This is a genomic window from Sphingomonas trueperi (genome assembly GCF_040545965.1).
Taxonomy (GTDB): Bacteria; Pseudomonadota; Alphaproteobacteria; order Sphingomonadales; family Sphingomonadaceae; genus Sphingomonas; species Sphingomonas trueperi_C.
In genome coordinates, this window is sequence record NZ_JBEPMV010000005.1 from 312,004 (window position 1) to 338,108 (window position 26,105).

The window sequence follows — 26,105 nt, forward strand, 5'->3', positions numbered from 1 at the left end:
CCGTCGCCTTCGGCGCCACCTCCCCCTGGCGGGGGAGGAAACCCTTATGAGCGGGGGAGGAAACGCTTGAAACGAAAGCGATTGGCCGCACACCTTGCCCCAGGATGAACGCCACCCTAGCTAACGGGCTCCTTCCGGCCGGGGCCACCATCCATGCAACCCATCCTGTCGCTACGCCAGGTCTCCAAGACCTACGCGTCGGGCCATACCGCGCTCGACCATGTCGATCTTGACATCAACCGCGGCGAGATTTTCGCCCTGCTCGGGCCGAACGGCGCGGGCAAGACCACGCTCATCTCGATCATCTGCGGCATCGTCACGCCCAGCACCGGCACCATCCTGGTCGGCGGGCATGACGCGATCCGCCAGCCGCGCGCGGCGCGCTCCAAGATCGGCCTGGTGCCGCAGGAGATCGCGGTCGACATGTTCTCGCGCGTCGGCTCGGCCGCCCGCTATTCGCGCGGACTGTTCGGCAAGGCGCCGGACAACGCCTATTGCGACCAACTCCTCAAGGACCTGTCGCTGTGGGACAAGCGCGACGCCAAGATCATGGAGCTGTCCGGCGGCATGAAGCGCCGGGTGATGATCGCCAAGGCGTTGAGCCACGAGCCCGACATCCTGTTCCTCGACGAGCCGACCGCGGGCGTCGACGTCGAGCTGCGCCGCGACATGTGGAAGCTGATCGGCCGCCTGCGCGACCGCGGCACCACCATCATCCTGACCACTCACTATATCGAGGAGGCCGAGGAAATGGCCGACCGGGTGGGCGTGATCAACAAGGGGCACTTGCTGCTGGTCGAGGAGAAGACCGCGCTGATGAAGAAGCTCGGCAAGCGCGAGCTCGATCTCAGCCTGGTCGAGCCGCTCGCCGCCATCCCGGCCGAGCTTGGCGAATGGCAGCTGAGCCTCGCGGACTACGGCCACAAGCTGCGCTACACCTTCGACGCGCAGGCCGAACGCACCGGCATCCCGTCGCTGCTGCGCAAGCTGCACGACCTGAACATCGCCTTCAAGGATCTCGACACCTCCAAGTCGAGCCTGGAGGACATCTTCGTCGACCTGGTGGGGGCGCAGGCATGAACGGCATCAACTTTCCCGGCATCTGGGCGATCTACAAGTTCGAGATGGCGCGCACGATCCGCACCCTGTGGCAGTCGATCGCGACCCCGGTGATCACCACCTCGCTCTATTTCGTCGTGTTCGGCGGGGCGATCGGCAGCCGGATCGATGCGATCCACGGCGTGAATTACGGCAGCTTCCTGGTGCCGGGCCTGATTATGCTGTCGCTGCTGATGCAGAGCATCGCCAACGCCTCGATCGGCATCTACTTCCCCAAATTCACCGGCACGGTGTTCGAGCTGCTCTCGGCGCCGATATCGGCGATCGAGTTGGTGGTGGGGTTCGTGGGTGCTGCGGCAACCAAGTCGGTGGTGATCGGGCTGATCATCCTCGCCACCTCTGCGCTGTTCGTGCCGCTGCGGGTGGACCATCCCGCCGCGATGCTCGCCTTTCTGGTGCTGACGGCGGTGACGTTCAGCATGTTCGGCTTCATCATCGGCATCTGGGCGAAGAGCTTCGAACAGCTCAACATCGTGCCCTCGCTGCTGGTGACGCCGCTGACCTTCCTCGGCGGCGCCTTCTACTCGATCGACATGCTGCCCGAGCCCTGGCACACGGTGAGCCTGTTCAACCCGGTGGTGTATCTGGTGAGCGGCTTCCGCTGGAGCTTCTTCGGGCATGGCGATGTCGACATCGCCTGGAGCCTGGGCTTTACCGGCGTCTTCCTGCTGCTGTGCCTGGGGCTGATCGTGTGGATCTTCCGCACCGGGTACCGGCTGAAGAATTGAGCGGCTAACTTAAGCCCCTCCCCTTCAGGGGAGGGGTTGGGGTGGGGCAGTGTCTCACCGAGACCAGGCTGCGTTCTGGAATCCCTCCACCCCCCAACCCCTCTTCCAAGGAGGAGGGGCTAAGCAGTTACTTCACCACCGGCAGCGTCACCGCCGACCCCGCACACACCCGCTGCGTCGCCTTGCGGTAATCCTCCGGCTTGGCCTTGTAGATGTTGGGCACGAAGGTCTGCGGGTTGCGGTCGATGACCGGGAACCAGCTCGACTGGACCTGCACCATGATCCGGTGGCCCTTCTTGAACACATGGTCATGGTCGCGCAGCGGGAAGTCCCAGGCGGTCACTTGGTCGGGCACCAGCGGCATCGCCTGTTCGAAGCTCTTGAGGTAGCGGCCGCGGCGGATCTCCATCGCGATCGGCAGTTCATAGCCGTTCAGGCCCTTGGCGTAGGCGCCAAGCGCCGTGGGCGCCTTCTCATAGTTCTCCGGGAACACGTCGATCAGCTTGACGACGAAGTCGCTGTCGGTGCCGCTGGTCGAGGCCATCAGCTTGGCGGTGACCTCGCCGGTGACGGTCAGGTCGTTCTCGAGCGGCGCCGAGACATAGCTCAGCACATCGGGGCGGTCGTCGACGAAGCGCTGGTCCTCCGCTTCCCACCAGCGCCAGTCGGGCGTCGCATAGGTGGCGGACATCGGCCGCGGGCGGAACGGGACCGGGCGGGCGGGATCGCTCACATAGTCGCGACACCCTTCGTCCGCCGCCGGCGCGGTGAAGCTGAGCGCGCCATCGGCATGGAGATACAGGCTCGTCGCCTGGGCATTGGCGAGCGGATAGGTCTGATAGGTCTTCCACTGCCACGAGCCCGACTGGAAGCTCTTCAGCGCGAAGTCGGGCTTGGTGCCGGTGCCGTGCAGCCAATAGGCGAAGAACGGCGCCTCGATCTGTTCGATGAACTGGGTACCGCTGTCGACGCCGAACGGGATCCGCCCCAGGCTGTTCGCCGGCGACTGCCACACGCCGTGCGCCCAGGGGCCGGCGACCATCAGCGCGAGCTTGTTCGGATCGTTGGCGCGCTGCTTTTCCCAGATCTTCCAGCTGCCCCAGGGGTCTTCCTGGTCCCAGTACCCGGCGACGTTGAGCGTCGGCACGGTCGTCTTGCCGAGCGCGTTGGACCAGACCTGCTTCTTCCAATGCTCATCATAGTCCGGATGCTCGATCATCTCGCGATAGCGCGGCACCCGGCCCTGGAAATATTTCTTCTCGATCTCGTCGGGCGAACCCGCGTGGAGGAACCAGTCATAGGTATCGTAGCGATCGTACAGGTCGATGCCTTCGTTATTGGTCTTGTCGGCCTGCAGCCCGTTAACCCAGTCGCTGGCATAGGTTAGCCGCATCGCGCCCCAGCGGTGGAGATCGTCGTTCTTCCAGTAATCGATCCAGGCGGCCTGCGGGCTGGTCGCCTTGAGCGCCGGATGCGGCTTGGCGAGTGCGATCGCGGCGGTGAAGCCGGGATAGGAGACGCCCCACATCCCGACCTTGCCGTTGTTTGGGCGGACGTTCTTCACCAACCAGTCGATCGAATCATAGGCGTCGGTCGCCTCGTCGACGGCGCCCTTGCCGGTCTTCACTTCGGTGGAGAGCGTGAACGGCCCGCCTTCGGACTTGAAGCGGCCGCGCATGTCCTGGAACACGAAGATATAGCCGTCGCGCACCAGCGGCGCCCAGCTGTTCGGCACGCGGCCCGGTGCGGCGTCGGGCGAGCCATAGGGGCTGCGCTGGAACAGGATCGGCAGCGGGCCCGCAACGCCCTTTGGCCGCAGGATGACGGTGTGTAGCTTCACCCCGTCGCGCATCGGGATCATCGCCTCTTCGAAGGTGAAGGGCGCGTCGGTGGCGGTGGGGGTGAGCTGCGGCGGCGTGGCGGCCGCGAGAGGGGCGGCAAGTGCCGCAAGTGCTACCGTAACCAGCCAGTGCCGCATGTTCGTCGATCCCCCACAAAGCAAGGGTGACTTGGTGCGGCAAGACGCCGCCGGGATCAAGCGGGCGGCGCCGCTTACCTGTTAGTCGATGCGGTGCTCGCCCTTGACCCAGCGCACCGTGCCCGAGCTGGCGCGCATCACCACGCTCTCGGTGGTCATCTTGCCCTTCACCCGCTTCACGCCCGCGAGCAGCGAGCCGTCGGTAACGCCGGTCGCGGCGAAGATACAGTCGCCCTTGGCGAGTTCTTCGAGCACATAGACCTTGTCGAGATCCTCGATGCCCCATTTCGCGGCCCGCGCGCGCTCATCGTCGTTGCGGAAGACGAGACGGCCCTGGAACTGGCCGCCGACGCAGCGCAGCGCGGCGCACGCCAGCACGCCCTCGGGCGCGCCGCCCTGGCCCATATAGACATCGATCGTGGTCGTCGGATCGGTGGTGGCGATTACGCCCGCCACGTCGCCGTCCGGGATCAGCATGATGCCGCAGCCGATGCTGCGCAGTTCGGCGATCAGCTTTTCGTGGCGAGGACGATCGAGCACGCAGGCGATGATCTCGCTGGGCTTCACACCCTTGGCGGCGGCGATCGCCTCGACATTCTCGGTCGGAGTCTTGTTGAGGTCGATCACGCCCTGCGGATAGCCGGGACCGACCGCGATCTTATCCATGTACACGTCGGGCGCATTGAGCAGGTTGCCCTCTTCCGCGACCGCGAGCACCGCCAGCGCGTTGGGGCCGGCCTTGGCGGTGATCGTGGTGCCTTCCAGCGGATCGAGCGCGATGTCGATCTTCGGGCCCTTGCCGATCGCCGAACCCACCTTCTCGCCAATATAGAGCATCGGCGCCTCGTCGCGCTCGCCCTCGCCGATTACCACGGTGCCGTCCATGTACAGCTGGTTCAGCGCCTCGCGCATCGCTTCCACTGCGGCAGCATCGGCGGCCTTCTCGTCGCCGCGGCCGACCAGGCTGGAGGCGGAAATCGCCGCCGCTTCGGTGACGCGCACCATTTCGAGCACGAGGACACGGTCGAGAACTTGGCTTGCGTTCGGCATCGGCTCGGGATTCCCTTTTCGATTTGTGCACCGCGATACGGGGCGGCTCCCCCCCTGTCGAGCAGTGCTAACGTTGTCAGCAAAACTGCAAAGGACTTTAGTGCTTTTGGTCTGCATTCGCGCTAATTTGCACGCAGGCATGGGGGATCGACACGATGTTGCTGCCGCTTCTACTGATCGCGCAACAGGCACCGTCACGACCATACTCGCGGACTATCATAGTTTGACGCGCGCCGAAATTCCTTGTCGCACCCCGAATGACGAAGGCGAGATCGTCGTCTGTTCGCGGCGCGAGGCAGATCGCTATCGGGTGCCCTTCGTCGCTCCGCACCTCGGCCGCGATGCCGATGCGGCGCGGCTCAACCGGCTGATCGGGGATCCCAGCCAGCAGGGGATCACGCCGTGCGGCGAAGGCGCCTTCACGGTGAAATGCGGCAGCGTCGGCCTCACCGCGACGATGGGCCTCGACGGCAAGGTGAAGATGCAGCAGCGGGAGCTTGCGCCCTAATCGCGCTGCAACATTTGCACGGTTGCGCAACCCGCATCGCCTCGGCGCGTTGCTTCAGCGGGACACAACAGGAGGGCATATGTTGTTGATCGCGCTGGCACTTCACGGTGCTACCATGACGGGCACAGGACGCGCGGCAGAATTTTCGCGGCCGCGGGTGATCCGCGCGACGCTCAAGCGCTCGGCGCGACCGCATCCCGAACGATCCGCGCTGATCACCCCCTGCGACGTCGACCGCGATTGCGGCACCCGCGCGGCACGGAAACGCTTCCGAGTGGCCGGCGGGCCGGCGCCCCTGGTCGACCGCAAGCTAGAAATGCTCCAGGCGGCGCAGGGGCCGAGCTGCAATCGCACTGGCATGCCGGTGTGCCCTGGTAGCGGCCGTCAGCTGCTCCGCCTCGACTACTGAACCGGCTGCTGCCCCCGGTGGGGGCAGCACTCACGCGTCGAGAATGTGCATCCACATCGGCTCGCCGGTGAGGCTCTGCGAGCCCCGCAGCTTTTCCAATGCCTGGGCGATGCTCCGCTCCGGCGCCTCATGGGTGACGATCGCGACCAGCGCGCTGCCGTCCGGGCTGACGCCGCGCTGAATCAGGCTCTCGATCGAGACGCCCGCATCGCGCATCGCCGCCGCAATTTCCGCCAGCACGCCGACGCGGTCGGCCACGGTGAACCGCACGTACGAACGCCCGCGCCGCTCGCCGCTGTCTGCCGCGGGCTGCGAGACCAGCGCGGCCGCCGGCATCGCATAGGGCGGGCCAAATTCGCCGCGGGCGATGTCGATCAGGTCGGCAACCACGGCGCTCGCGGTCGGGCCGTCGCCCGCGCCTGCACCCTGGAACAGCAGGCGACCGACGAAATTGCCCTCCGCCACCACGGCGTTGGTCGACCCCGTGACATGCGCCAGCGGATGGCCGAGCGGCACGAGATGCGCATGGACGCGCTGGAAAAGCCCGTGCGGACCCGCATCGGCGATGCCGAGCAGCCGCACCCGGTAGCCGAGCGTCGCCGCCTCGGCGATGTCGGCGGCGAGGATGTGGCGGATACCGCTCGCCTTCAGGTCGCCGAACGCCGGCTGGGTGCCGAAGGCGATGCTGGCGAGGATCGACAGCTTGTGCGCGGCATCGATGCCGTCGATGTCGAAGGTCGGGTCTGCCTCGGCATAGCCCAGTGCCTGCGCCTCGGCGAGGATCTCGGCGAAGTCGCGGCCCTCGGCCTCCATCTTCGAGAGGATGAAATTGCAGGTGCCGTTGAGGATGCCGTACACACGGGCAATTTCGTTGGCAGCAGCGCCCTCGCGGAGCCCCTTGATCACCGGCACGCCGCCGGCCACCGCCGCCTCGAACTTCAGCGCTACGGCCGCATCTTCCGCGGCCTGCGCCAGCTCCAGACCGTGATGTGCGATCATCGCCTTGTTGGCGGTGACGAAGCTCTTGTTGGCACCGAGTGCGGCGCGCGCGAGCGCCAGCGCCGGGCCGTCCGACCCGCCGACCAGCTCGACCACCACGTCCGCCTTGGCATGGCGGGCCAGTTCGACGGGATCGTCGACCCAGTCGAAGCGCGCCAGATCGATGCCGCGATCCTTGGTGCGATCGCGGGCGGAAACGGCGACCACCTCGATCGGGCGGCCGGCGCGGCGGCTAATCAGCTCGGCATTGGCGTCGAGCAGGCGAATTACGCCGCCGCCCACCGTACCGAGCCCCGCCAATGCCACGCGCAACGCTTCCGCCATTCCTCGTTCCTCTAAAACTCTACAGCAAGGCGGCGGCCGAGCATGTCGCCCGGCCGCCGCCTGCCGTCCCTAGCGCCTCTCCTTCGTAGAAGGAAAGACAGATTTTGTCGCGACAGCACGTCGCCACGTGCCGTTTATTTCTTGATCAGGCCGATCTCGACCAGCCGCTCATGGAGATAGTCGTGCGCAGTGATCGGCTCCGGATAGCGGTTCGGGTTCTCGGCGCTCACGCAGCCGGGCAGCGTCTTGATCAGGAAGTCCGGCGCCGGATGGAGGAAGAAGGGCATCGAATAGCGCGAATGGCCGCGACGCTCGGCCGGCGGATTGACGACGCGGTGGGTGGTCGAGGGCAGCACATGGTTGGTCAGCCGCTGCAGCATGTCGCCGACATTGATCACCATCGCGCCTTCGGGCGGCTTCACCGCCAGCCACTTGCCGTCACGGTCGAGCAGCTCGAGCCCGGCTTCCTCGGCACCGAGCAGCAGGGTGATCAGGTTGATGTCCTCATGCGCGCCCGCCCGCACCTCGGGCGCATCGGCGGCGACGGGCGGATAGTGGAGCAGGCGCAGCACCGAATTGCCGTCCTTCACCGCCGTATCGAACCAGTCGGGCGCCAGGCCGAGATAGCGCGCCACCGCCGAGAGCAGCTTGTCGCCCGCGGTGTCGAACGCGGCGAACAGCTCGACGAAGGTCTCGCGGAACCCCTCGGGCTGGTTCGGCCATACGTTCGGCGCCATCACGTTGCCGAAGCGGTGCCCGGCGGCCAGCTCGCGGCCGATATGCCAGAATTCCTTAAGGTCGACATGGGTGGCGCCCTTGGCGATCTCGGTCTTGAACGGGGTATAGCCGCGCGCGCCGCCGCCGCCGGGCAGGAAATAGCCGCGCTTCTCTTCCTCGGGCAGCTCGAAGAACGCCTTGGTCAGCGCCCAGGCGCGCTCGATCAGTTCCTGCGGCACGCCGTGATCGCGCACCACGGCAAAGCCGAAGCGCTGGAACGATCCGCCGAACGCCTGGGCAAAGCCCTCCGGATCGTTCGCCTGCGCCGCCAGCGACAGCACCGGAATTTCGGCCAGGGTATCCAACATCACAGTCTCCGAACGCAAAAACCGGCGGTTAGTCCCGCCACCACGGCCATCACAAGCCTGGGAAGATTCCCAATGGCCGGCGCCCTGTCCCGATCGGGATCAGCGGCCGACCTGCATCAGCCCCTTGGTCTTGGCATCGCCCTGCGCGGATAGCTGCAGCGCAAAGGGCTGGCCGTCATCGGTGGTGCCGATCAGGTTATCGTCCTTCGTCGTCACCTTGAAGCCTTGCTTAGTCATGTTGTCGCGGAACCAGTCGCGCACCGTCGTGGGTGCTGCCGGGCTCTCGAACTCGACGATCACTTGGCCGTCCTTGTCGCCGGTGCCATCGTTGACCTTCAGGTTCTTCAGCGTCGACCCGGGATAGAGCGTCACTCCGTCGATGTCGAAATTCTTCGCGTCGAGCGGCATCTTGGGCAGCGTGATCGAGCCCTGGATGCCCGGCGCCTTGATCTGGATGCGGCCGTTCGAATCGGTGGAGATGACGCTGTTGCCGTCGCTGTCATTGCCGTCGAAGTTGATGTTCGCGCTGCCATGGCACGCGGCGAGTGCGATCGGCAGCAACAGGGGTGCGAAACGGCGATTCATGCGGATACTCCTGCGGCGGTTGCACAAGGCAATGTTGTTGCGCGGGCATCCACGTCAATGGGAAAAAGGGTGACGTGGCGGAAGGCTTGGGCCATGGCCGGCTGATGGACGCTCCGCACCTCAGCACCGCTTCCGCCGGCCAGGCGCCGCTGCGCTTCGGCGAGTTCGTGCCGCTGGCCGCCGCGCTGATGGCGCTGACCGCGCTCGGCATCGATTCGATGCTGCCCGCGCTGCCGGCGATCGGCACCAGCCTGGGGGTCGACTCGGCCAATCATCGCCAGTTCGTGATTACGGCTTTCCTGGTCGGATTCGCGGTGGCGCAGCTCGCTTATGGTCCGCTTTCCGATCGGTTCGGACGGCGACCGGTGCTGCTCGTCGCACTCGGCTGCTATGTCGTAACCTGCGCGATCGCGGCGATTTCGGGCAGCTTCGTGCTGCTGCTGGTCGCGCGCGTGGCCATGGGGACGGCGGCGGCAGGCGCTCGGGTGGTGACGGTGGCGCTGGTTCGCGACTGCTATTCCGGTCGCGCGATGGCACGCGTGATGAGCCTGGTGTTCATCGTCTTCATGGCGGCGCCGATCTTCGCCCCCGCGGTGGGGCAGATCATCCTCTCGGCCGGCGGGTCGTGGCGGACGATCTTCTGGGGCATTGGGGCGATCGCGGGACTGGTACTGCTATGGTTCGCGCTGCGCATGCCGGAAACGCTGGCGGTCGACGCACGCCAGTCGCTTCACCCGGCGCGGGTGGTTGCGGACTATGGCCTCATGCTTCGCGACCGGGCGGCGGTGGGCTACACGATCGCGACCGGCCTGCTTTCGGGCGCACTGTTCGGCTTCATCGGATCGGTGCAGCAGGTGATGGCCGACGTGTTCCATCGGCCGGACCTGCTGACCGTGGTCTTCGCCGGCGTCGCGAGCACGATGGCGCTGGGTTCGTTCCTCAACTCGCGGATCGTGATGCGGCTGGGCACGCGGGTGATATCGCATACCGCGCTCACCCTGCTGACCCTAATCGCGGCCGTCCACCTCGCCGTCACCGTGCTCGGCTGGGAGACGCTGTGGAGTTTCGCCGTGCTGCAGGCGCTGATGATGGCCTGCTTCGGCCTCGCCACCTCCAACTTCTCCGCCATGGCGATGGAGAGGATGGGCGCGATCGCCGGCACGGCCTCCAGCCTGCAAGGGTTCGTCACGACGCTGGCCGGCGCGCTGATCGGCGCGGCGATCGGCCAGGCCTTCGACGGCACCACCATCCCCCTGTATAGTGGTTTTCTGCTGATGGGTGCGCTCTCGCTCGTGGTAGTAGCGGTAACGGAACGCGGACGGATGTTCCGCCCGAGCTGAGTCGGAACGCAGCCGGGGCCAGCGCCGTTGCGCATTCGAACCCCGGCGATCCCCGCCGGGCCAGTGATGAGGTTTGGCGATGAGCGGCACCCAGGGTCCCAGCGACGACGTGTATGACGCGGAAGGCTATGACGAGAGCCAGCGCGCCGAAATTCTCGAAGTGACCGGCGACGGGCCGGACGACGGCGCACTGCTGACCGACATCAACCCCGATCTCGGCGGCAGCGAGGACGACGACGACGATCTCGACGAACTGTCGATGGCGGACGACGAGATCGGCGAGGAAGACGACGACGCCGACGAGGATGAGGACGACCTCGACGAGGACGACATCCAGGACGATTTCGACGACGAGGATGTCGACGAGGACGATCTCGACGAGGAACTCGACGACCCGGACGACGTCGCACTCCGCCCGTGACGCTTGACGGCATGGCACCTGCGGCAGACGCTGCCGGTGCCATGCCGACGGACCCGCGAGTCGACGCCTATATCGCTGCGAGCGCCGACTTCGCCCGTCCGCTGCTTGCCTGGATGCGCGCGCGCGTCCACGCTGCCGTGCCCGAGGTCGACGAGGCGATCAAATGGTCGCGGCCGGCCTTCCTGCTGGGCGGCCGCCCCTTTGCGATGATGGTCGCGTTCAAGGCGCATGCAAGCTTCGGCTTCTGGGAACATGGCGCTGCGGCGGGCGAAAGGGTCGAGCAGTTCGATCGCATCGCCGGCTTTGCGGATCTCCCCGACGCCGCTGCGTTCGAGGCGCTGGTGATGGCGGCTGCTGCGCGACTCGCCACCGGTGCACGGCCCAGGCGACCGGCGCCCACGCCCCGGCCCGAGGCCGAGGTTCCGCCGGAACTTGCCGCCGCGCTGGCGGGCGATCCTGCCGCGCAGGCGACCTTCTACGCTTTCCCGCCGAGCGCCCGCCGCGACTATTGCGAGTGGATCGGCGAAGCCAAGCGGCCGAGACCAGGGCGCGCCGCGTCGCCGAAGCGGTCGCCCAATTGCGCGAGGGCAAGCGCCGCAATTGGAAGTACGAATGATGCTTGCCGGGGCCTCTGGAAATGTTACGATATACCGTAGCAAAAAGGAGGAGAGGTCATGCCCAAGTTCGTGTCCACCGCCGAACCCCAGCCGATCGGCGCGATCAACGTCACGCCGTTCATCGACGTGATGCTGGTGCTGCTGATCGTGATGATCCTCAGCATGCCGATGGTGACCCACAAGGTGCCGGTCGACCTGCCGCAGGGCGGGCCCGCCGCCACCGACGACGCAACGCATCGGCTGACGATCGACAAGGCCGGCGCACTGTTCTGGGACGGCGTCCGCCTCGCCGATGCCGCGCTGCCGGCCAAGCTGGCAGCCTTGCGCACCGATGCGGCGGTGCTCCAGCTGCAGACCGATCCGGAGGCGCGGTATGAACGCTTCGACGCAATCCTCGCCTTGATCAAGCGCGCCAACATCGTGAAGCTCGGTTTCGTCGGTAACCAGCCGCTGGCCGATTGAGGAACCGGCGCATCCGGTGGCTCGTTCGCATGTTCCTGTTTTGGAAGAGACCTGGATGCGCCTGACCCCTGCCCTGCTTGCCGCCTGCTCGCTCGCCGCCTGTTCCTCGGGCCTGCCCCCGGCAGCGGACAACACGACCAACGCCGCGAGCACCACCGAGATCAACCAGACCGCGCCCGCCGCGACCGAGCTGGCGCCCGGCAATGAGCAGCTGGAACCGCTCAATCCGCCCGCCCCAGGTCAGCCGGGCGGCCTGCCCGACGACCGCACCCCGGTAAGCGAGGCCAAGTTCACCCCGGACAGCGCGCAGGGCGCCGCCAATGTCGTGCAGACCTACTACGCACTGATCGAGAGCGGTCGCTACGATCAGGCCTGGGCGCTGTGGAGCGACGGCGGCAAGGCTTCGGGCGGGGAGGCCAAGGCGTTCGCGGCGCGCTTCGCCCCCTATTCCGAATATCACGCCAATGTCGGCGCGCCGGGGCAGATCGAAGCGGGTGCCGGCCAGCGCTACGTCACGGTACCGGTGCAGGTCTATGCGCGCATCAAGGCGACCGGCAAACCTTTCTACCAGCTCGGCGAGGTGACGCTGCACCGTGCCGGCGACATCGACGGCGCCACCCCCGAACAAAAGGCCTGGCACATTCGTGCGGTCAAGTTCCAGGCCGACCCCGGCAAGCCGGCGCAGTGATCAGCCGCCGATGACGTTCCGGAGCAACGCCAGATCGTCATTGTCGATCGGCTGCCCCGTCACGTCGGTGGCGTTTTCGGCCGGCGCCGCGTGGCTCGGCGCCTTGCCGACGCCTGCGACGCTCACCGCCGTCCACAACACCCCCGCCGCCCAGAGCAATGCCGCCCAGCGGCTGCGGAACAGGGCGGAAGGGCGGCGCAGCATCGCGTGAACCCTGCTCCCCTTTGGGTGAACGGCGCGCTACGCTCCATGGTTACCGCCCGAGGATTCGTGATGCCCCGCTTTTCCCGCCCGATCACCGCGACGCCTGCCGACATCGACGTGCTGGGCCACGTCAACAATGCAGTGTGGGTGGCGTGGATCCAGGACATCGCGGTCGAGCATTGGGACAGCCTCGCCACGCCAGAGGAGCAGGCCGCCTATGTATGGGTGATCACCCGGCACGAGATCGACTATCGCGGCAATGTCCGCGTCGGCGAGACGGTGACCGGCGAGACCTGGGTGCCCGAGCCGCCGCGCGGCGCCCGCTTCAACCGTCATGTCCGCTTCCTGGGCGACGACGGCAAGGTGCGGGTGGAGGCGGTGACCACCTGGGCGCTGCTTGACCGCGCAACCGGCCGGCTGCTTCGCGTCCCCGCCGAGCTCGGCGAACGCTTCGTCGAGGCGACGCGCTGACGAAGCGAGTCACTCGCGCGACGAACCGTGGTTCGCGCCGTCACCGAACTCGACTAGGGTGCACGCCCATGGCGTTCTCGCGTGTGTTCCCGCTGGCGGTGCTGGCCCTGCCCTTGCTGCTTTCGGCCTGTATCTTCGGCAGCGGCGGCGGCGACAAACGCCCGGCCCCGGCGCCCACCCGGCCGCGCGGCAGCCCGCCGATCACGCTCAACCGGCCGACGCCGCGCGACACCCAGCAATGCTTCACCGATCTGTCGCGCGCCGGCGTACGGTTCGGCGCCTTGCCCGATCGCGACTATGGCGGCGGCTGCATCGTCGAAGGCGCGGTGCAGTTGATCGACATCGGCGTGCCGGTGGGCGGAATCAAGGGGATGCGCTGCCCGCTCGCGCGCGCCTTCACCGGCTGGGTGCAGTACGCCGTGGCGCCGGCGGCGCGACAGATCCTGGGCAGCGATCTCGTCCGGGTGGACACGTTCGGCACCTATGTCTGCCGGGCGATCGTCGGCAGCGCGCAGGCCTCGACCAAGCTTTCCGAGCATGGCCGCGCCAACGCGGTCGACGTCTCCGGGTTCGTGCTGAAGGACGGACGGCGGATCACCATCCTCAAGGACTGGCAAAACCAGGATCCCGCGATCCGCAAATTCCTCGAGACGATCCACGGATCCGCCTGCAGGCGCTTCGCTACCGTATTGAGCCCCAACTATAATTACGTCCATCGCGACCATTTCCATCTCGATATGGGGCGCGGCCCCTTCTGCGCCTGAGGCTTTCCAAGCGGGGCGGATGCGCCTAATCCGCGGTCAATGAGCGATACGAGAGTCCCGTCGCGCGTCTTCCGCCCTGCCCAGCAGGAAGCCGAAGCCGCCAACACCGCCACCGGCACCCCCCAGACCGAGCATCCCGCCTACCGGCTCGCCTTCCAGGACATGGACTTCCTGCTGCGCGAGGACCTGCGGCCGATCCGCTTCCAGCTGGAGCTGCTGAAGCCGCAGCTGCTGCTCGACGAAGCGAACATCGCCTCGACCTTCGTGATCTACGGCTCGGCGCGCATTCCGGAGCCGGCGAAGGCCGAAGCCGTGCTCGCGCTCGCCGAAACCGAGCAGCAGAAGCGGATCGCCGAGAGCCTGGTCGCCAAGTCCAAATATTATGACGTGGCGCGCGAGCTGGGCCGTCTGGCGAGCAACTTCCCGGTCGACACGGCCGGCAAGCGCCACTTCGTCGTCACCTCGGGCGGCGGCCCCTCGATCATGGAAGCGGCGAACCGCGGTGCGCGGGACGTGGGCGCGGAAACGATCGGGCTCAACATCGTGCTGCCGCACGAGCAGGCGCCGAACCCGTATGTCACGCCGGGCCTGAGCATGCAGTTCCACTATTTCGCGCTCCGCAAGATGCACTTCCTGCTGCATGCGCGCGCCGTCGCTGTGTTCCCGGGCGGCTTCGGCACCTTCGACGAAAGCTTCGAGCTGCTGACGCTGATCCAGACGGGCAAGGTCGATCCGATCCCAGTGCTGTTCTACGGCAAGGAATTCTGGAACCGCGTCGTCAACTTCGAGGCGCTGTGCGACGAAGGCGTGATCTCGCCGCGCGACCTGAACCTGTTCCGCTTCTGCGAAACCGCCGAGGAAGGCTGGGAAATCGTCCAGGACTTCTGGCGGAACAAGGAAGTGACGGCGGGCTGAAACCGATCCTCCCCCTCCCGCCTGCGGGAGGGGGAGGAAAGAAGGCCCCCTCGCGCCGCCGCCGCATTGCGCTATAGCCCCTGCCCATGACCGATCCGCTGATCCGCATCGCCGAGGCGCTCGAACGGCTGGCGCCGCCCCCTGCTCCGCCGGCCGATCTGGAGGCGCACCCCGCCTATGTGTGGCGCGGCCGCAACATCGTGCCGGCGCGCGCTTTCGCCCCCACCCCGCTCGCGCTGCTCCAGGGCGTGGAGAAGCAGCGGACCGCCTTGCTCGCCAATCTGGAGCGGCTCGCCGCCGGCCATGCCGCGCAGGACGTGCTGCTGTGGGGCGCGCGCGGCACCGGCAAGTCGGCGCTGGTCAAGGGCGCGGTGGCCGAGGTGCAGGCGCAGGGCGGGCGGCTCGCGCTGGTCGAGGCCGCGACGACGCATCTGGAGACGCTGCCCGAGTTGTTCGCGCTGCTCGCCACCACCGATCGCCCCTTCGCGATCTTCCTGGACGATCTCGGCTTCGACGCCGCCGCCGATGCGCGCGCGCTGCGCTCGCTGCTCGAAGGCGGGGCCGAGGCGCGGCCCGCGAATTGCCGCCTCCTGGTCACTTCCAACCGCCGCCACCTGCTCCCCCGCGACATCGACGCCCAGTCCAGCGCGATCAACCCGCGCGACTCAATCGACGACGATCTCGCCCTTGCCGATCGCTTCGGCCTCTCGCTCGGCTTCCATGTCGTCGACCAGGACACCTATGTGGCGATCGTGCGCGGCTACGCCGAAACGCACGGCCTCCACTTCGAACCGCAGGACGCGATCCAATGGGCGACACGGCGCGGCAGCCGCTCCGGGCGCGTGGCCTGGCAATATGTCGTCGAACTGGCGGGGCAGCAGGGCAAGCGGCTCTGATCGTCTCGCCCCCGCATAATTTTTCTCGGGATTGTCTCGAAAAAACACAGCCTTGTGCGATCGGCGGGACGAACGGAACGACGACAACGCGGTTGCAGCAACGTTGCGGTAACGTTTCGGTCTTCCAATCCGCAGGTCATTTCTCCTCCTAAAACCGACGCAAACGTGCGATCGTTTGCACGTGCAGTACGAAAATCGGCTGGGATTACCTCCATTTCGGCTGATTATGCCGCCTCGCACAATGCAAACCTTCGCATCTTCATCGATGAGAACGTTGTTGTCGTTCCCTTTCATAAACTTAACGTCGGGTTAACGGCCGCAGAGCCGAGTCGCTCACATCGCCGTTAACAAGGGAAAGGGTGCGCCAATGCGTATTCATACAAAGCTTGCTGCTGCGGCAGCCTTACTGTGCGCGGCAGTTCCCGCGCAGGCCGCGCAGATCCTCGGGCAGATCAGCTTCAACGGTTTCGTCCGCCCGGTCGGGGCGTCCAACATGGGTGCTGCCACCGGTCTCGACTTCTACAATTTCGGCATGCCGGGCTCGTCCATGGGCGACGGCGGGGCGCCGGGCACCATCTTCGCCGCGCTGGGAACCACCGGCGTGTTCACCGGCATCACGTGCATCGGGCCGTGCGGCACGATCAAGGACCTGCCGACCTTCACGGGCGGTCCGGTCGCGTCGTTCTTCGACATCGGCTCGTCGATCTTCTTCGACCTCAAGACGATCCAGTCGGTCACCTACTCGGCGGACAACGCCGGCGGCAGCCTCAAGCTGATCGCATCGGGCACCTTCCGCATCGCCGGCTATGACGATACGGCGGCGCTCCTGACCCTGACCACGCAGGGCGACGGCGCAACCAGCTTCTCGGCAACCGCGCTGTCGGCCGTGCCGGAGCCGGCGAGCTGGGGCCTGATGATCGCCGGGTTCGGCATGATGGGCGGCATGCTCCGCGCGTCGCGTCGCTCGGTGAAGGTCCGCTACGCGAAGAACTGAGCTCCCAGCCTCCCTGGTAGCGCGAAGCCCGCCGGAGCGATCCGGCGGGCTTTGTCGTTCGGAGGCTTACGCCAGCCCCTCGACCATTTCCGCCAGCTCCAGCCAGCGCATCTCGGCCGCGTCCTTTTCCTCGCGCAGCTTGGCGATGCCCTCGCTCAGCTTGGCGAACTTCGCCGGATCCTTGGTGTAGAGCGCCGGATCGGCGAGCAGCGCCTCGTCGCGGGCGATCGTCTGGTCGATCTCCTCGATGCGCTTGGGCAGCAGCTCGTAATCGCGCTGGTCCTTGTAGCTGAGCTTGGTGCGCGCCTTGGGTGCTTCCACCGCCGGTGCAGCAGCGGCCGGCTTGCTCGCCTTCTTGGCCTCGATCCGCGGCCGCCGCTTGGCTTCCCAATCGGCATAGCCGCCGACCACCACGTCCACCGTGCCGCTGCCGTCCAGCCCCAGCGTAACCGTGACGGTGCGGTCGAGAAAGTCGCGGTCGTGGCTGACGATCAGCACCGTGCCGGCATAATCGGCGATCACTTCCTGGAGCAGGTCGAGCGTTTCGAGATCGAGATCGTTGGTCGGCTCGTCGAGCACCAGCAGGTTGGACGGCCGGGCGAATTCGCGCGCGAGCAGCAGGCGCGAGCGTTCGCCGCCCGAGAGCGTGCCGATCCGCGCCTCGGCGATGCTGGGATCGAACAGGAATTCCTTGAGATAGCCATGGACGTGCTTGCGCGCGCCCTGCACGTCGATCCAGTCGCCGCCGTCGGCCAGCACGTCACGGACCCGCTTGTCGGGCGCCATCAGGCTGCGCTGCTGGTCGATGATGATCGCATCCAGCGTCTGGGAGAGCTTGACGGTGCCCTCGTCGGGCTGGAGCTCGCCGGTCAGCATCTTGAGCAGCGTCGACTTGCCCGCGCCGTTCGATCCGACGATGCCGATCCGGTCGCCCTTGGTGACGCGGAAGGTCAGATCCTTGATGATCGTCCGCTCGCCGAAGCGCTTGGTGACGTGCTTGGCGTCGATCACCACCTTGGTCTGGTTGCCGTCCGAGGCGGTGGCGAGCGCGGCCGTGCCTTGGGGACCCGTCATCGCGGCGCGTTCGGCGCGCATTTCCTTGAGCTTCGACAGGCGGCCCTGGTTGCGCCGCCGGCGGCCGGTGACGCCGCGCTGGAGCCAATGCTCCTCAATCTTAAGCTTGGCATCGAGCCGCTGCGCGTTGCGCTCCTCCTCGGCATAGACCTGCTCGGTCCATGCCTCGAACCCGCCGAAGCCAATCTCGGCACGACGGATGGAACCGCGATCGAGCCACAGCGTCTGGCGCGTGAGCCGAGTGAGGAAGGTACGATCGTGGCTGATGACGACGAAGGCGCCCTTGTAGCGCGTCAGCCAGTCTTCCAGCCATTCGATCGCGCCGAGATCGAGATGGTTGGTCGGCTCGTCGAGCAGCAGCACGTCGGGATCCTGCGCCAGCGCGCGGGCGATGGCGGCGCGGCGGCGCTCGCCGCCGCTCGCGGTCGCAGCCTCGCGCGACAGGTCGATGCCGAGCTGGTCGGCGATCGCCTCCGCTTCGTGCTGCGCGGGGGCATCGTCGCCGGAGAGGACATAGTCCATCAGCGTGGTGCAGCCGAGCATGCGCGGCTCCTGCTCCAGCAGGATCACGCGGGTGCCCGGCACGATGGTGCGGCGACCCTCGTCGCTGTCGATCGCGCCGGCGATCAGCTTGAGCAGGGTCGTCTTGCCCGCACCGTTGCGGCCGATCAGCGCGAGCCGATCGCGCTCGCCGACATGCAGGTCGAGATTGCGGAAAAGCCAGCCGGATCCCTGAACGAGACCCAGCCCTTCATAGGAAAGCACCGGAGCAGCCATGGTGCAGCACCTAGGAGGCGGCGGGCCTCCCCGCAAGCGGCGAGGCGTGGGCAGCAGCGATGCACCAATGCCACAATTGCCGAACCGCGGCTGACGTTCATGTTCAGGGGCTATTCAATGCCCGGACCCTATGCCATTCCCATGCCGATGTTGGTCAAACCCGTTCTGATCGCGTGTCTTGCGAGCCTCGCGCTCACGAGCCCGGTCCTCGCGCGCCCGATCGGCGCGGAGCAGGATGACGGCCAGCGTGCGGCGCGCGAGCGGCGGCTTCGCGGCCAGAATCTGCCCGCGCGCGAGATCGAGCGGCGAGTGATTCCCCGCATGCCGGGCGCGCAATATCTCGGGTTCGACTATGATCCCGAGCACGACGTTTACACGCTCAAGTTCCTGCGCAATGGATCGGTGATCTGGGTGGAGGTGGACGGCCATACCGGCCAGATCCTCCGGCGCATGGGCAGCTGAGCAGCTTAGAAAAGGACGGGACAGCGAATGCGACTTCTGATCGTCGAGGACGAACCCAATCTCGGGATCCAGCTGCGCACCGCGCTCGAGGGCGCGGGCTATGCCGTCGACCTCGCGACCGATGGCGAGGAAGGCCATTTCCTCGGCTCGACCGAGCAATATGACGCGATCATCCTTGATCTCGGCCTGCCCGAGATCGACGGGCTGACCGTGCTCGATCGCTGGCGCAAGGAAGGCCGCACCATGCCGGTGCTGGTGCTCACTGCGCGCGACAGCTGGTCGGACAAGGTGGCGGGTCTCGATGCCGGCGCCGACGACTATGTCGCCAAGCCGTTCCAGACCGAGGAACTGATCGCCCGCCTGCGCGCGCTGATCCGCCGCGCCTCGGGCAATGCCTCGGCCGAGCTGACCGCGGGCGACATCCGGCTCGACACCCGCTCGGGCAAGGTCACCAAGGCCGGCGAGCCGGTGAAGCTGACCGCGCAGGAGTACAAGCTGCTCAGCTATCTGCTCCACCACAAGGGCAAGGTGGTGAGCCGCACCGAGCTGATCGAGCATATCTACGACCAGGATTTCGATCGCGATTCGAACACGATCGAAGTGTTCGTCACGCGCATCCGCAAGAAGCTGGGTGCCGATGTGATCACCACTATCCGCGGCCTGGGCTACAGCCTCGACGAAGCCAGCTTCACCTGAGGCCGGCTGGGTGGACGCGACGCTGATCTCCGGCGAGGAACAAGACGCCGCGCCCGCGCCCGCCGAGGCGAATCCGCGCGAACGCCGGCCGGTGCGCGTCACCGGTTCGGTCAGCCGGCGCATGCTGCTCGTCGCGACCGCGTGGATCCTGTTGCTGCTCGTCGGCGGCGGCTATGCCCTTGATCGCGTGCTGACCACCGCGATCACCCGCAATTTCGACGACCAGCTCGATTATCTCGTCTCGTCGATGATCGTCTCGGCCGAGTTGAGCTCGAGCGGCGAAGTGGTGATGAACCGCGAACTGGCGGATCAGCGTTTCCTTGAGCCCAATTCGGGCGCCTATTGGCAGATCAGCGGCAAGGGGTTCGAGCCCTTCTATTCGCGCTCGCTCTGGGATCGCCGCCTCAAGGTCGATCAGGTCCATAACGACCGCGAGATCCATTTCTACGACAGCAACCAGTTCCCCGACCAGAAGCTGCGCATCGCCGAGCGTGACCTGACCCTGCCCGGATCGCCGGTGCGCTGGCGCTTCCAGGTGGCGGAGAGCCGCGACGTGCTCGATGCGCAGATCGCCACCGTGCGTCGCACGCTGGTGCGCAGCTTCGCACTGCTGGGCCTGGGGCTGGTGGCGATGGCGGCGCTGCAGACCTGGTACGGGCTGCGGCCGCTGCGCAAGGTGCGGCGGGAGATCGCCAGCCTCCGCGCCGGGCGCACCCAGCGGGTCGGCGGGCCGATGCCCGCCGAGGTCGGGCCGATGGTCGACGAGCTCAACGCGCTGGTCGAGCATAACGATCGCCAGGCCGAGGAGGCGCGACGCCATGCGGGCAACCTCGCGCACGCGCTCAAGACGCCGCTCAGCGTGATCATGAACGCTGCCGCCGCCGGCCAGGAAGACCTGCCCGATACGGTGATCCGCGAGGCGCGGACGATGCGGCGCCAGATCGACCACCATCTCGCCCGCGCCCGCGCGGTCGGCCGCCGCGGCAGCGCGCACAGCCGTGCCGAGGTGTGGCCGTCGATTGAGGCGGTGGAGCGCGCGGTGGCGCGGCTCTACCCCAATGTCCGCATCGACGTGGACGGGGTGAAGGACGCGGTCGCGCATATCGAGCGGCAGGACCTAGACGAGATCCTCGGCAACCTCGTCGAGAACGCCGCCAAGTACGGCGGCGGCAGCGTGTTCGTCACCGCGCGGCTGGATTCTGGGTTCGTCGAGATCCTGGTCGAGGACGACGGCATGGGCATTCCCGAAGCCGATCGCATCCGCATCTTCGATCGCGGCGTGCGCCTCGATACCGGCAAGCCTGGCACCGGTCTCGGCATGGCGATCGTCCGCGACGTCGCCGAAATCTATGGCGGCACCGTCAGCCTGGAGGAGAGCGAGGATCTGGGCGGCCTGCTCGTCCGCCTTCGCCTTCCCGCCGCGGGCTGATTTCGCACCTGCAACATCGTGAAATTCCGCTGTGATGTGCGCCGTGCAGACGGCGATCGTTGCTCTGCGCCCGCGTGACATCGCGCCAAGATCTTCACGGCGCGGCAACGGTTACTTAACCGATATGGTGTAAACTGCGGTGGGGAATGTTCCCCATTGGAGGGCAACCATGAGCAGCATTTCTGCACTTTCCACCGCCAGCACCGCGATGCCGTCGCCGCACGACCGCATCAACGATCGTATTTCCGCCGCCGTTTCCTCGGGCGAGATCAGCGCCACCGATCAGAGCGCGCTGTCGACCGCGCTCGACTCGATCGACTCCAGCCTTGCGTCCGAGCGGAGCAGCGGTGGCAAGCCGTCGGGCGACGTGAAGGCGAAGATGGAGTCGCTGATCCAGGGCCAGGTCGACAACGGCACGCTCACCGAGGACCAGGCGACCGAGCTGAAGGGCATGTTCGCCAAGGGTGCGGGCGGCAAGCATGGTCCGCACGGCGCCCATGGCGGCAAGGGCCCGGAAGGCCCGCCGCCTGCGCAGGATGCGGACGCCGATACGGACGCAAGCGCCGCGAATACCGCGGACGCCGCGAGCGACGCGGTTTCGCAATTCCTGAAGCAGTTGCGCGACCAGGCCGACGATAGCGCCAGCTATTCGGCGTCGGGCGATACCAGCAAGAGCAGCAGCACCAAGTCGACCGGCCTGGTTCTCGATACCCTGGCCTGACCGGCAGGGGGCGGCGCTGCCGGGGCATGCGCCGCCCGATCTTTCAGGCGGGTTCGACCGCGCGCATCGCCTCGGCGGCGATCTCCAGGCTGCGCTTGCGGGCCTGATGGTCGAACATCGCGCTGGTCAGCATCAGCTCGTCGGCCTGGGTGCGTTCGAGGAACGCCTCGATCTCGCGCCGCACCTTGGCGGGACCGCCGATCGCCGAGGCCGACAGCACATGGTCGAGCACGGCATTGCCCTGCGTGCCGAGGCTCTCGCGATAGCCACGCACCGGCGGCGGCAGCTGGATGCCGCGCCCGGTGGTGCGGATCGCGACGAACGCCTGTTGCTGCGAGCTGGCGAGATATTCCGCCTCCTCATCGCTGTCCGCGCCGAACACGTTGAACCCGAGCATCACGTGCGGCTTGGCCAGCGCTTCGGACGGGCGGAAGTTGCGGCGATAGACCGCGATCGCCTCATCAAGCAGGCCCGGGGCAAAGTGCGAGGCGAAGGCATAGGGCAGGCCCAAAGCGGCGGCGAGCTGCGCGCCGAAGGTGCTCGATCCGAGGATCCACAGCTTCACGTCCGCGCCCGCGCCCGGGGTCGCGCGGATGCCGGTGCGGCCGTCATCGGCGAAATAGCTTTGCAGCTCCATCACGTCCTGCGGGAAGTCGTTGCCGTCGCTCTCCAGATTGCGGCGGATCGCGGCGGAGACTCGCTGGTCCGAGCCAGGTGCGCGGCCGAGCCCCAGGTCGATGCGGCCGGGAAACAGTGCGTCGAGCGTGCCGAACGCCTCGGCCACCTGCAGCGGCGAATGGTTGGGTAGCATGATGCCGCCCGCGCCGATGCGGATCGTGCTGGTGGCGTGGCCGACATGGGCGATCACCACGGCGGTGGCGGCGCTGGCGATGCCCTCCATGCCGTGATGTTCCGCCATCCAGTAGCGCTGGAAGCCGAGCTTCTCGGCATGGGCGGCGAGGTCGGCGGCGTTGGCGAGCGCCTGGCCCACGGTGCCGCCTTGGACGACGGGCACCAGATCGAGCAGGGAATATGCGGTCATGGACGGAATGTGGGGACGCACGCGCAGCGTTGCCAGAGGGTTAGGCGCCGTTACCGTCGTCCGCGCGCTTCCAGCCTAGCCACGCGTCTCCACCAGCCGTCATCCCGGCGAAAGCCGGGATGACGAGGATTCGGTCAAGGAGCAGCCCTCCCCCGCCCACGGGGGGCGGGCCACTTACTCCGCCGGCTGCACCTCGTCGTCGCCGGGCTTGTGGTCGATCGCGCCGTGGGGAGCCGCCGGCCCGAGCACGCGGCTGCCGTCGTCGCCCGGCTTGTAGGTGAGCAGGCGCCGCGAGAGCCGCGGCCCCAGCCAGCCTTCCAGGCCCACCGCAAGGCTGAACAGCGCCGGCACGATCACCAGCGTGAGCAGGGTCGAGACGATCAGGCCGCCGATCACCACCACACCCATCGGCGCGCGGAACGACGAGTCGCCGTTGAGCGAAAGCGCCGTCGGCACCATGCCCGCCACCATCGCAATGGTGGTCATCACGATCGGCTGGGCACGCTTGCGCCCGGCATCGACGATCGCCTCCAGCTTCGGCACGCCCTTCTCCATCTCCTCCAGCGCGAAGTCGACGAGCAGGATCGAGTTCTTGGCGACGATGCCGAACAGCATCAGCATGCCGATGTAAACCGGCAGGCTCACCGGCATCCCCAGGATCGCCAGCATGATCAGCCCGCCCAGCGGCGCGTTGAGCAGCGAGCCCATGTTGACGATCGGCGAGACGAAGCGGCGATACAGCAGCACCATCACCGCGAAGACCAGGAAGATGCCCGAGGCCAGCGCGACGATGAAGTTCTGGATCATCTCGCCCTGCCACTTGGCCTGGCCCACCGTCATCTCGGCAATGCCCACCGGCAGCTGCTTCATGATAGGGAGATTGTGGATCTCCTTCATCACGTCGCCCGAGACATAGGGCTTGCCCGTCGCCGGGTTCATCGCGAGATCGGCGCCCACCACCAGGCGGCGCTGCAGGTTGAGGCGCTCGACCTTGGTCGGCCCCGCGGCGAAGCGGATGTCCGCCACCGAGGAGAGCGGCACCGAACCGCCCGTCTGGGTCTGCACGCGCATGTCGCGCAGCGTATCGAGCCGGGTGCGCGAATCCTGGTCGAGCGCGACGCGGATCGGGATCTGGCGATCGGACAGCGAGAATTTCGCGCTGTTCTGCTCGATGTCGCCCAGCGTCGCGACGCGGATCGCGTTGGACAGCGCCGCCGTGGTCACGCCGAGGTCGGCCGCCAGGTCGAGCCGCGGCGAGATCACGATTTCCGGCCGCTGGAGGTCGCCCGAGATCCGCGGGGCCACGACCGACTTCAGGCCCTCCATCTGCTTCATCAGGGTGAGCGCGGTCTTGTTGAGCAGCTCGGGGTCCTCGCCGCCCAGCGTGATGGTCAGGTCACGGCCCGACGAGCCCCAGCCGAACTGCGAGCGGAAATTCACCCGCGCATCGGGAATGGCGAGCAGCTTGGGCGCCAGGCGCTTCTCGAACTCGGTGCTGGTCTCTGTGCGCGCCGGCGTGTGCTTCTCGGCGAGCGCAGCGGTGACGCGGCCGTTGCCCACCGAAGTGCGGGCATAGGTGTGCTGCACCGCCGGCTCGCCGCGCAGGATGCCTGCCACCTGCTGGACGACGCGGTCCGTCTGCTCGAGCGTGGTGCCCGGCACCATCTCGATCGTCGCGGTGACCGTGTCCTCGTCCTGCGCCGGCTGGAAGGTCTGCGGCATGCCGACGAGCAGGCCGATCGTGCCGCCGAGCGACAGCACATAGGCTAGGATCGCCACCCAGCGGTGCATCAGCGTCCATTCGAGCAGCCGGACATAGATGCGCATCACCGGGCCGCCGCCATGTTCGACATGGCCGTGCGCCTTGAGGAAATAGGCGGCGATCATCGGGGTGAGCATGCGGGCGACGGCCAGCGACATCAGCACCGCGGCGACCACGGTGAGGCCGAAATTCTTGAAGAACTGGCCCGAAATGCCCGGCATCAGGCCCACCGGCAGGAACACCGCGACGATCGACATGGTGGTGGCGAGCACGGCGATGCCGATCTCGTCCGCCGCGTCGATCGAGGCCTGGTACGCCGATTTGCCCATCCGCATGTGGCGGACGATGTTCTCGATCTCCACGATCGCATCGTCGACGAGCACGCCCGCGACCAGGCTGAGCGCGAGCAGCGTCATCTGGTTGAGCGTGAAGCCCATCATGTCCATGAACCAGAAGCTGGGGATCGCCGAAAGCGGGATCGCCAGCGCCGAGATCACGGTCGCGCGCCAGTCGCGCAGGAAGAGGAACACGACGACGACGGCGAGCACCGCGCCCTCGATCATCGCCTCCATCGCGGAGTCGAACTGCTCCTTGGCGTATTTGCTGTAGTTGTCGAGCAGCTCGAAATGAACCTTGGGGTTGTTCTTCTCGAGCGCCTGCAGCTTCTTCTGCGTTTCCTCGTAGATGGTGACGTCAGAAGCGCCCTTGGCGCGTTGGATGTCGAACGAGATCACCGGATGCCCGTCATAGCGCGCGAAGTTGCGGCGCTCGGCATAGCCGTCCTTCACCGTCGCGATGTCGGCGAGGCGCACGGTGCGGCCGGTGCCGGTGGCGATCTGGGTCTGGCCGAGCGTATAGGCGTCCTTGGCGTTGCCGACGACGCGCAGCGACTGTTCGAAGCCCGAAATTTCGGCGCGGCCGCCCGCGGCGTTGAGGTTCACCTGGCGGAGCTGCTGGTTCACCTGGCTTGCGGTGAGGCCGAAGCTGGCGAGCTTCACCGGATCGAGCACGACGCTCACCTCGCGGTTGACGCCGCCGTTGCGCTGCACCGCCGCCATGCCGGAAATCGACAGCAGCTCCTTCGAGACGCTATTGTCGATGTACCAGGAGAGCTGCTCGACCGTCATGTCGGTCGCGGTGACGGTGAAGCTGGCGATGTCGTTGCTGCTGGCGCTGTCGACGCGGCCGACCTGCGGCTCGAGGATGCCGTCGGGCAGGTTGCCGCGGATCTGCTGGATGGCGCTGCGCACGTCTTCCACCGCACGGTCGATCGGGGTGCCGATCGCCAGCTGCACCACCGTCTGGCTGTTGCCTTCTGACACCGTCGAGTTGATCTCGTCGATGCCCTGCAGGCTGCGAACGGCGGACTCGACCTTCTGGGTGATCTGCGTCTCGAGCTCGCTCGGCGCGGCGCCGGGCTGGCTGATCGAGATCCAGACGATCGGGAAGTCGATGTCCGGGCTGTTGTTCACGTCCATCCGGCTGAAGCTGACCAGCCCGGCGATGGTGAGGAACAGGAAGAGGACGATCGGCGGGACCGGGTTGCGGATGGCCCAGGCCGAGATGTTGCGAAAGCTCATCGCGC

Annotated in this window: 27 protein-coding genes; 18 read left to right on the top strand and 9 right to left on the bottom strand. The window is 67.0% G+C overall.

Translation table 11 applies throughout. From position 1 onward, the window contains the following. Positions 1-153: 153 nt before the first annotated feature. Positions 154-1,080: an ABC transporter ATP-binding protein gene (locus ABIC35_RS16400; protein ID WP_121073143.1), complete on the top strand. Its 927-nt coding sequence runs from the start codon at positions 154-156 to the stop codon at positions 1,078-1,080. Then, positions 1,077-1,847 (top strand): ABC transporter permease, encoded by a 771-nt coding sequence (locus ABIC35_RS16405; protein ID WP_121073141.1) that lies wholly within the window; start codon positions 1,077-1,079, stop codon positions 1,845-1,847. Before ABIC35_RS16400 ends, ABIC35_RS16405 begins: the two co-directional genes overlap by 4 nt. Before the next feature lie 127 nt (positions 1,848-1,974). On the opposite strand, the gene ABIC35_RS16410 is transcribed toward ABIC35_RS16405, so the two are convergent. After that, entirely contained in the window at positions 1,975-3,825 is a 1,851-nt protein-coding gene (locus ABIC35_RS16410; protein ID WP_121073140.1) for a CocE/NonD family hydrolase, read from the bottom strand. Between the two features lie 81 nt (positions 3,826-3,906). Further along, positions 3,907-4,875 carry a class II fructose-bisphosphatase gene (glpX, locus tag ABIC35_RS16415; protein WP_121073138.1) on the bottom strand — a complete coding sequence of 323 codons (969 nt, stop codon included), beginning with the start codon at positions 4,873-4,875 and terminating at the stop codon, positions 3,907-3,909. Positions 4,876-5,098: 223 nt separating this feature from the next. Here glpX and ABIC35_RS16420 point away from each other — a divergent pair, with 223 nt between their 5' ends. Both ABIC35_RS16420 and ABIC35_RS16425 read left to right on the top strand, forming a co-directional pair. Beyond that, positions 5,099-5,383, top strand: coding sequence for a hypothetical protein (locus ABIC35_RS16420; RefSeq protein WP_354278517.1), 285 nt, complete (start codon positions 5,099-5,101; stop codon positions 5,381-5,383). A gap of 79 nt (positions 5,384-5,462) precedes the next feature. Further along, positions 5,463-5,792, top strand: coding sequence for a hypothetical protein (locus ABIC35_RS16425; protein WP_121073136.1), 330 nt, complete (start codon positions 5,463-5,465; stop codon positions 5,790-5,792). Between the two features lie 30 nt (positions 5,793-5,822). Here ABIC35_RS16425 and ABIC35_RS16430 read toward each other — a convergent pair whose 3' ends face one another. The 3 genes from ABIC35_RS16430 to ABIC35_RS16440 all read right to left on the bottom strand — a co-directional run bounded on the left by ABIC35_RS16430 (position 5,823) and on the right by ABIC35_RS16440 (position 8,785). Next, positions 5,823-7,115 carry a homoserine dehydrogenase gene (locus tag ABIC35_RS16430; RefSeq protein ID WP_121073134.1) on the bottom strand — a complete coding sequence of 431 codons (1,293 nt, stop codon included), beginning with the start codon at positions 7,113-7,115 and terminating at the stop codon, positions 5,823-5,825. Between the two features lie 134 nt (positions 7,116-7,249). Next, positions 7,250-8,200: an isopenicillin N synthase family dioxygenase gene (locus ABIC35_RS16435; RefSeq protein ID WP_121073132.1), complete on the bottom strand. Its 951-nt coding sequence runs from the start codon at positions 8,198-8,200 to the stop codon at positions 7,250-7,252. 99 nt (positions 8,201-8,299) lie between these two features. After that, positions 8,300-8,785: a hypothetical protein gene (locus ABIC35_RS16440; protein WP_121073130.1), complete on the bottom strand. Its 486-nt coding sequence runs from the start codon at positions 8,783-8,785 to the stop codon at positions 8,300-8,302. A 104-nt stretch (positions 8,786-8,889) separates the two neighbouring features. On the opposite strand from ABIC35_RS16440, the gene ABIC35_RS16445 reads away from it, so the two are divergent. The 5 genes from ABIC35_RS16445 (at position 8,890) to ABIC35_RS16465 (ending at position 12,313) form a co-directional block, all read left to right on the top strand. After that, positions 8,890-10,125, top strand: coding sequence for a multidrug effflux MFS transporter (locus ABIC35_RS16445; protein ID WP_121079064.1), 1,236 nt, complete (start codon positions 8,890-8,892; stop codon positions 10,123-10,125). A gap of 79 nt (positions 10,126-10,204) precedes the next feature. Further along, positions 10,205-10,546 (top strand): DNA primase, encoded by a 342-nt coding sequence (locus ABIC35_RS16450; RefSeq protein ID WP_121073128.1) that lies wholly within the window; start codon positions 10,205-10,207, stop codon positions 10,544-10,546. A gap of 11 nt (positions 10,547-10,557) precedes the next feature. Then, positions 10,558-11,202: a YdeI/OmpD-associated family protein gene (locus ABIC35_RS16455; protein WP_354278519.1), complete on the top strand. Its 645-nt coding sequence runs from the start codon at positions 10,558-10,560 to the stop codon at positions 11,200-11,202. An 18-nt stretch (positions 11,203-11,220) separates the two neighbouring features. Beyond that, a complete protein-coding gene (locus tag ABIC35_RS16460; RefSeq protein WP_121073126.1) occupies positions 11,221-11,625 on the top strand; it encodes an ExbD/TolR family protein in 405 nt (134 codons plus the stop codon). Between the two features lie 55 nt (positions 11,626-11,680). Continuing rightward, positions 11,681-12,313 carry a hypothetical protein gene (locus ABIC35_RS16465; RefSeq protein WP_121079062.1) on the top strand — a complete coding sequence of 211 codons (633 nt, stop codon included), beginning with the start codon at positions 11,681-11,683 and terminating at the stop codon, positions 12,311-12,313. Here the strand turns inward: ABIC35_RS16465 and ABIC35_RS16470 are convergent, their stop codons facing one another. Further along, positions 12,314-12,517 carry a hypothetical protein gene (locus ABIC35_RS16470; RefSeq protein WP_121073124.1) on the bottom strand — a complete coding sequence of 68 codons (204 nt, stop codon included), beginning with the start codon at positions 12,515-12,517 and terminating at the stop codon, positions 12,314-12,316. 69 nt (positions 12,518-12,586) lie between these two features. Here ABIC35_RS16470 and ABIC35_RS16475 point away from each other — a divergent pair, with 69 nt between their 5' ends. The 5 genes from ABIC35_RS16475 (at position 12,587) to ABIC35_RS16495 (ending at position 16,557) form a co-directional block, all read left to right on the top strand. Continuing rightward, complete coding sequence (locus ABIC35_RS16475) at positions 12,587-12,988, top strand: acyl-CoA thioesterase (protein WP_121073122.1); 402 nt, start codon at positions 12,587-12,589, stop codon at positions 12,986-12,988. Positions 12,989-13,056: 68 nt separating this feature from the next. After that, positions 13,057-13,752, top strand: a complete 696-nt coding sequence (locus tag ABIC35_RS16480; RefSeq protein WP_121073120.1) for an extensin family protein — start codon at positions 13,057-13,059, stop codon at positions 13,750-13,752. Positions 13,753-13,791: 39 nt separating this feature from the next. Then, positions 13,792-14,667 (top strand): LOG family protein, encoded by an 876-nt coding sequence (locus ABIC35_RS16485; RefSeq protein WP_121073118.1) that lies wholly within the window; start codon positions 13,792-13,794, stop codon positions 14,665-14,667. Between the two features lie 86 nt (positions 14,668-14,753). Continuing rightward, positions 14,754-15,563 carry an ATP-binding protein gene (locus ABIC35_RS16490; RefSeq protein WP_121073116.1) on the top strand — a complete coding sequence of 270 codons (810 nt, stop codon included), beginning with the start codon at positions 14,754-14,756 and terminating at the stop codon, positions 15,561-15,563. A 367-nt stretch (positions 15,564-15,930) separates the two neighbouring features. Continuing rightward, positions 15,931-16,557, top strand: a complete 627-nt coding sequence (locus tag ABIC35_RS16495) for a PEPxxWA-CTERM sorting domain-containing protein (protein WP_121073114.1) — start codon at positions 15,931-15,933, stop codon at positions 16,555-16,557. 66 nt (positions 16,558-16,623) lie between these two features. On the opposite strand, the gene ABIC35_RS16500 is transcribed toward ABIC35_RS16495, so the two are convergent. Then, positions 16,624-18,408: an ABC-F family ATP-binding cassette domain-containing protein gene (locus tag ABIC35_RS16500; protein WP_121073112.1), complete on the bottom strand. Its 1,785-nt coding sequence runs from the start codon at positions 18,406-18,408 to the stop codon at positions 16,624-16,626. 117 nt (positions 18,409-18,525) lie between these two features. Between ABIC35_RS16500 and ABIC35_RS16505 the strand changes: the two genes are divergently transcribed. The 4 genes from ABIC35_RS16505 to ABIC35_RS16520 all read left to right on the top strand — a co-directional run bounded on the left by ABIC35_RS16505 (position 18,526) and on the right by ABIC35_RS16520 (position 21,716). Beyond that, entirely contained in the window at positions 18,526-18,870 is a 345-nt protein-coding gene (locus ABIC35_RS16505) for a hypothetical protein (protein ID WP_183049286.1), read from the top strand. Positions 18,871-18,897: 27 nt separating this feature from the next. Further along, entirely contained in the window at positions 18,898-19,566 is a 669-nt protein-coding gene (locus tag ABIC35_RS16510; RefSeq protein ID WP_064310484.1) for a response regulator transcription factor, read from the top strand. Positions 19,567-19,687: 121 nt separating this feature from the next. Continuing rightward, positions 19,688-20,995, top strand: a complete 1,308-nt coding sequence (locus ABIC35_RS16515; RefSeq protein ID WP_183049466.1) for a sensor histidine kinase — start codon at positions 19,688-19,690, stop codon at positions 20,993-20,995. Between the two features lie 169 nt (positions 20,996-21,164). Further along, on the top strand, positions 21,165-21,716 hold the full coding sequence (locus ABIC35_RS16520) for a hypothetical protein (protein ID WP_121073108.1): 552 nt from the start codon (positions 21,165-21,167) through the stop codon (positions 21,714-21,716). Between the two features lie 43 nt (positions 21,717-21,759). On the opposite strand, the gene ABIC35_RS16525 is transcribed toward ABIC35_RS16520, so the two are convergent. Beyond that, complete coding sequence (locus tag ABIC35_RS16525) at positions 21,760-22,758, bottom strand: LLM class flavin-dependent oxidoreductase (RefSeq protein ID WP_121073106.1); 999 nt, start codon at positions 22,756-22,758, stop codon at positions 21,760-21,762. Positions 22,759-22,932: 174 nt separating this feature from the next. Further along, positions 22,933-26,100 (bottom strand): efflux RND transporter permease subunit, encoded by a 3,168-nt coding sequence (locus ABIC35_RS16530; RefSeq protein ID WP_121073104.1) that lies wholly within the window; start codon positions 26,098-26,100, stop codon positions 22,933-22,935. Between the last annotated feature and the right edge of the window lie 5 nt (positions 26,101-26,105).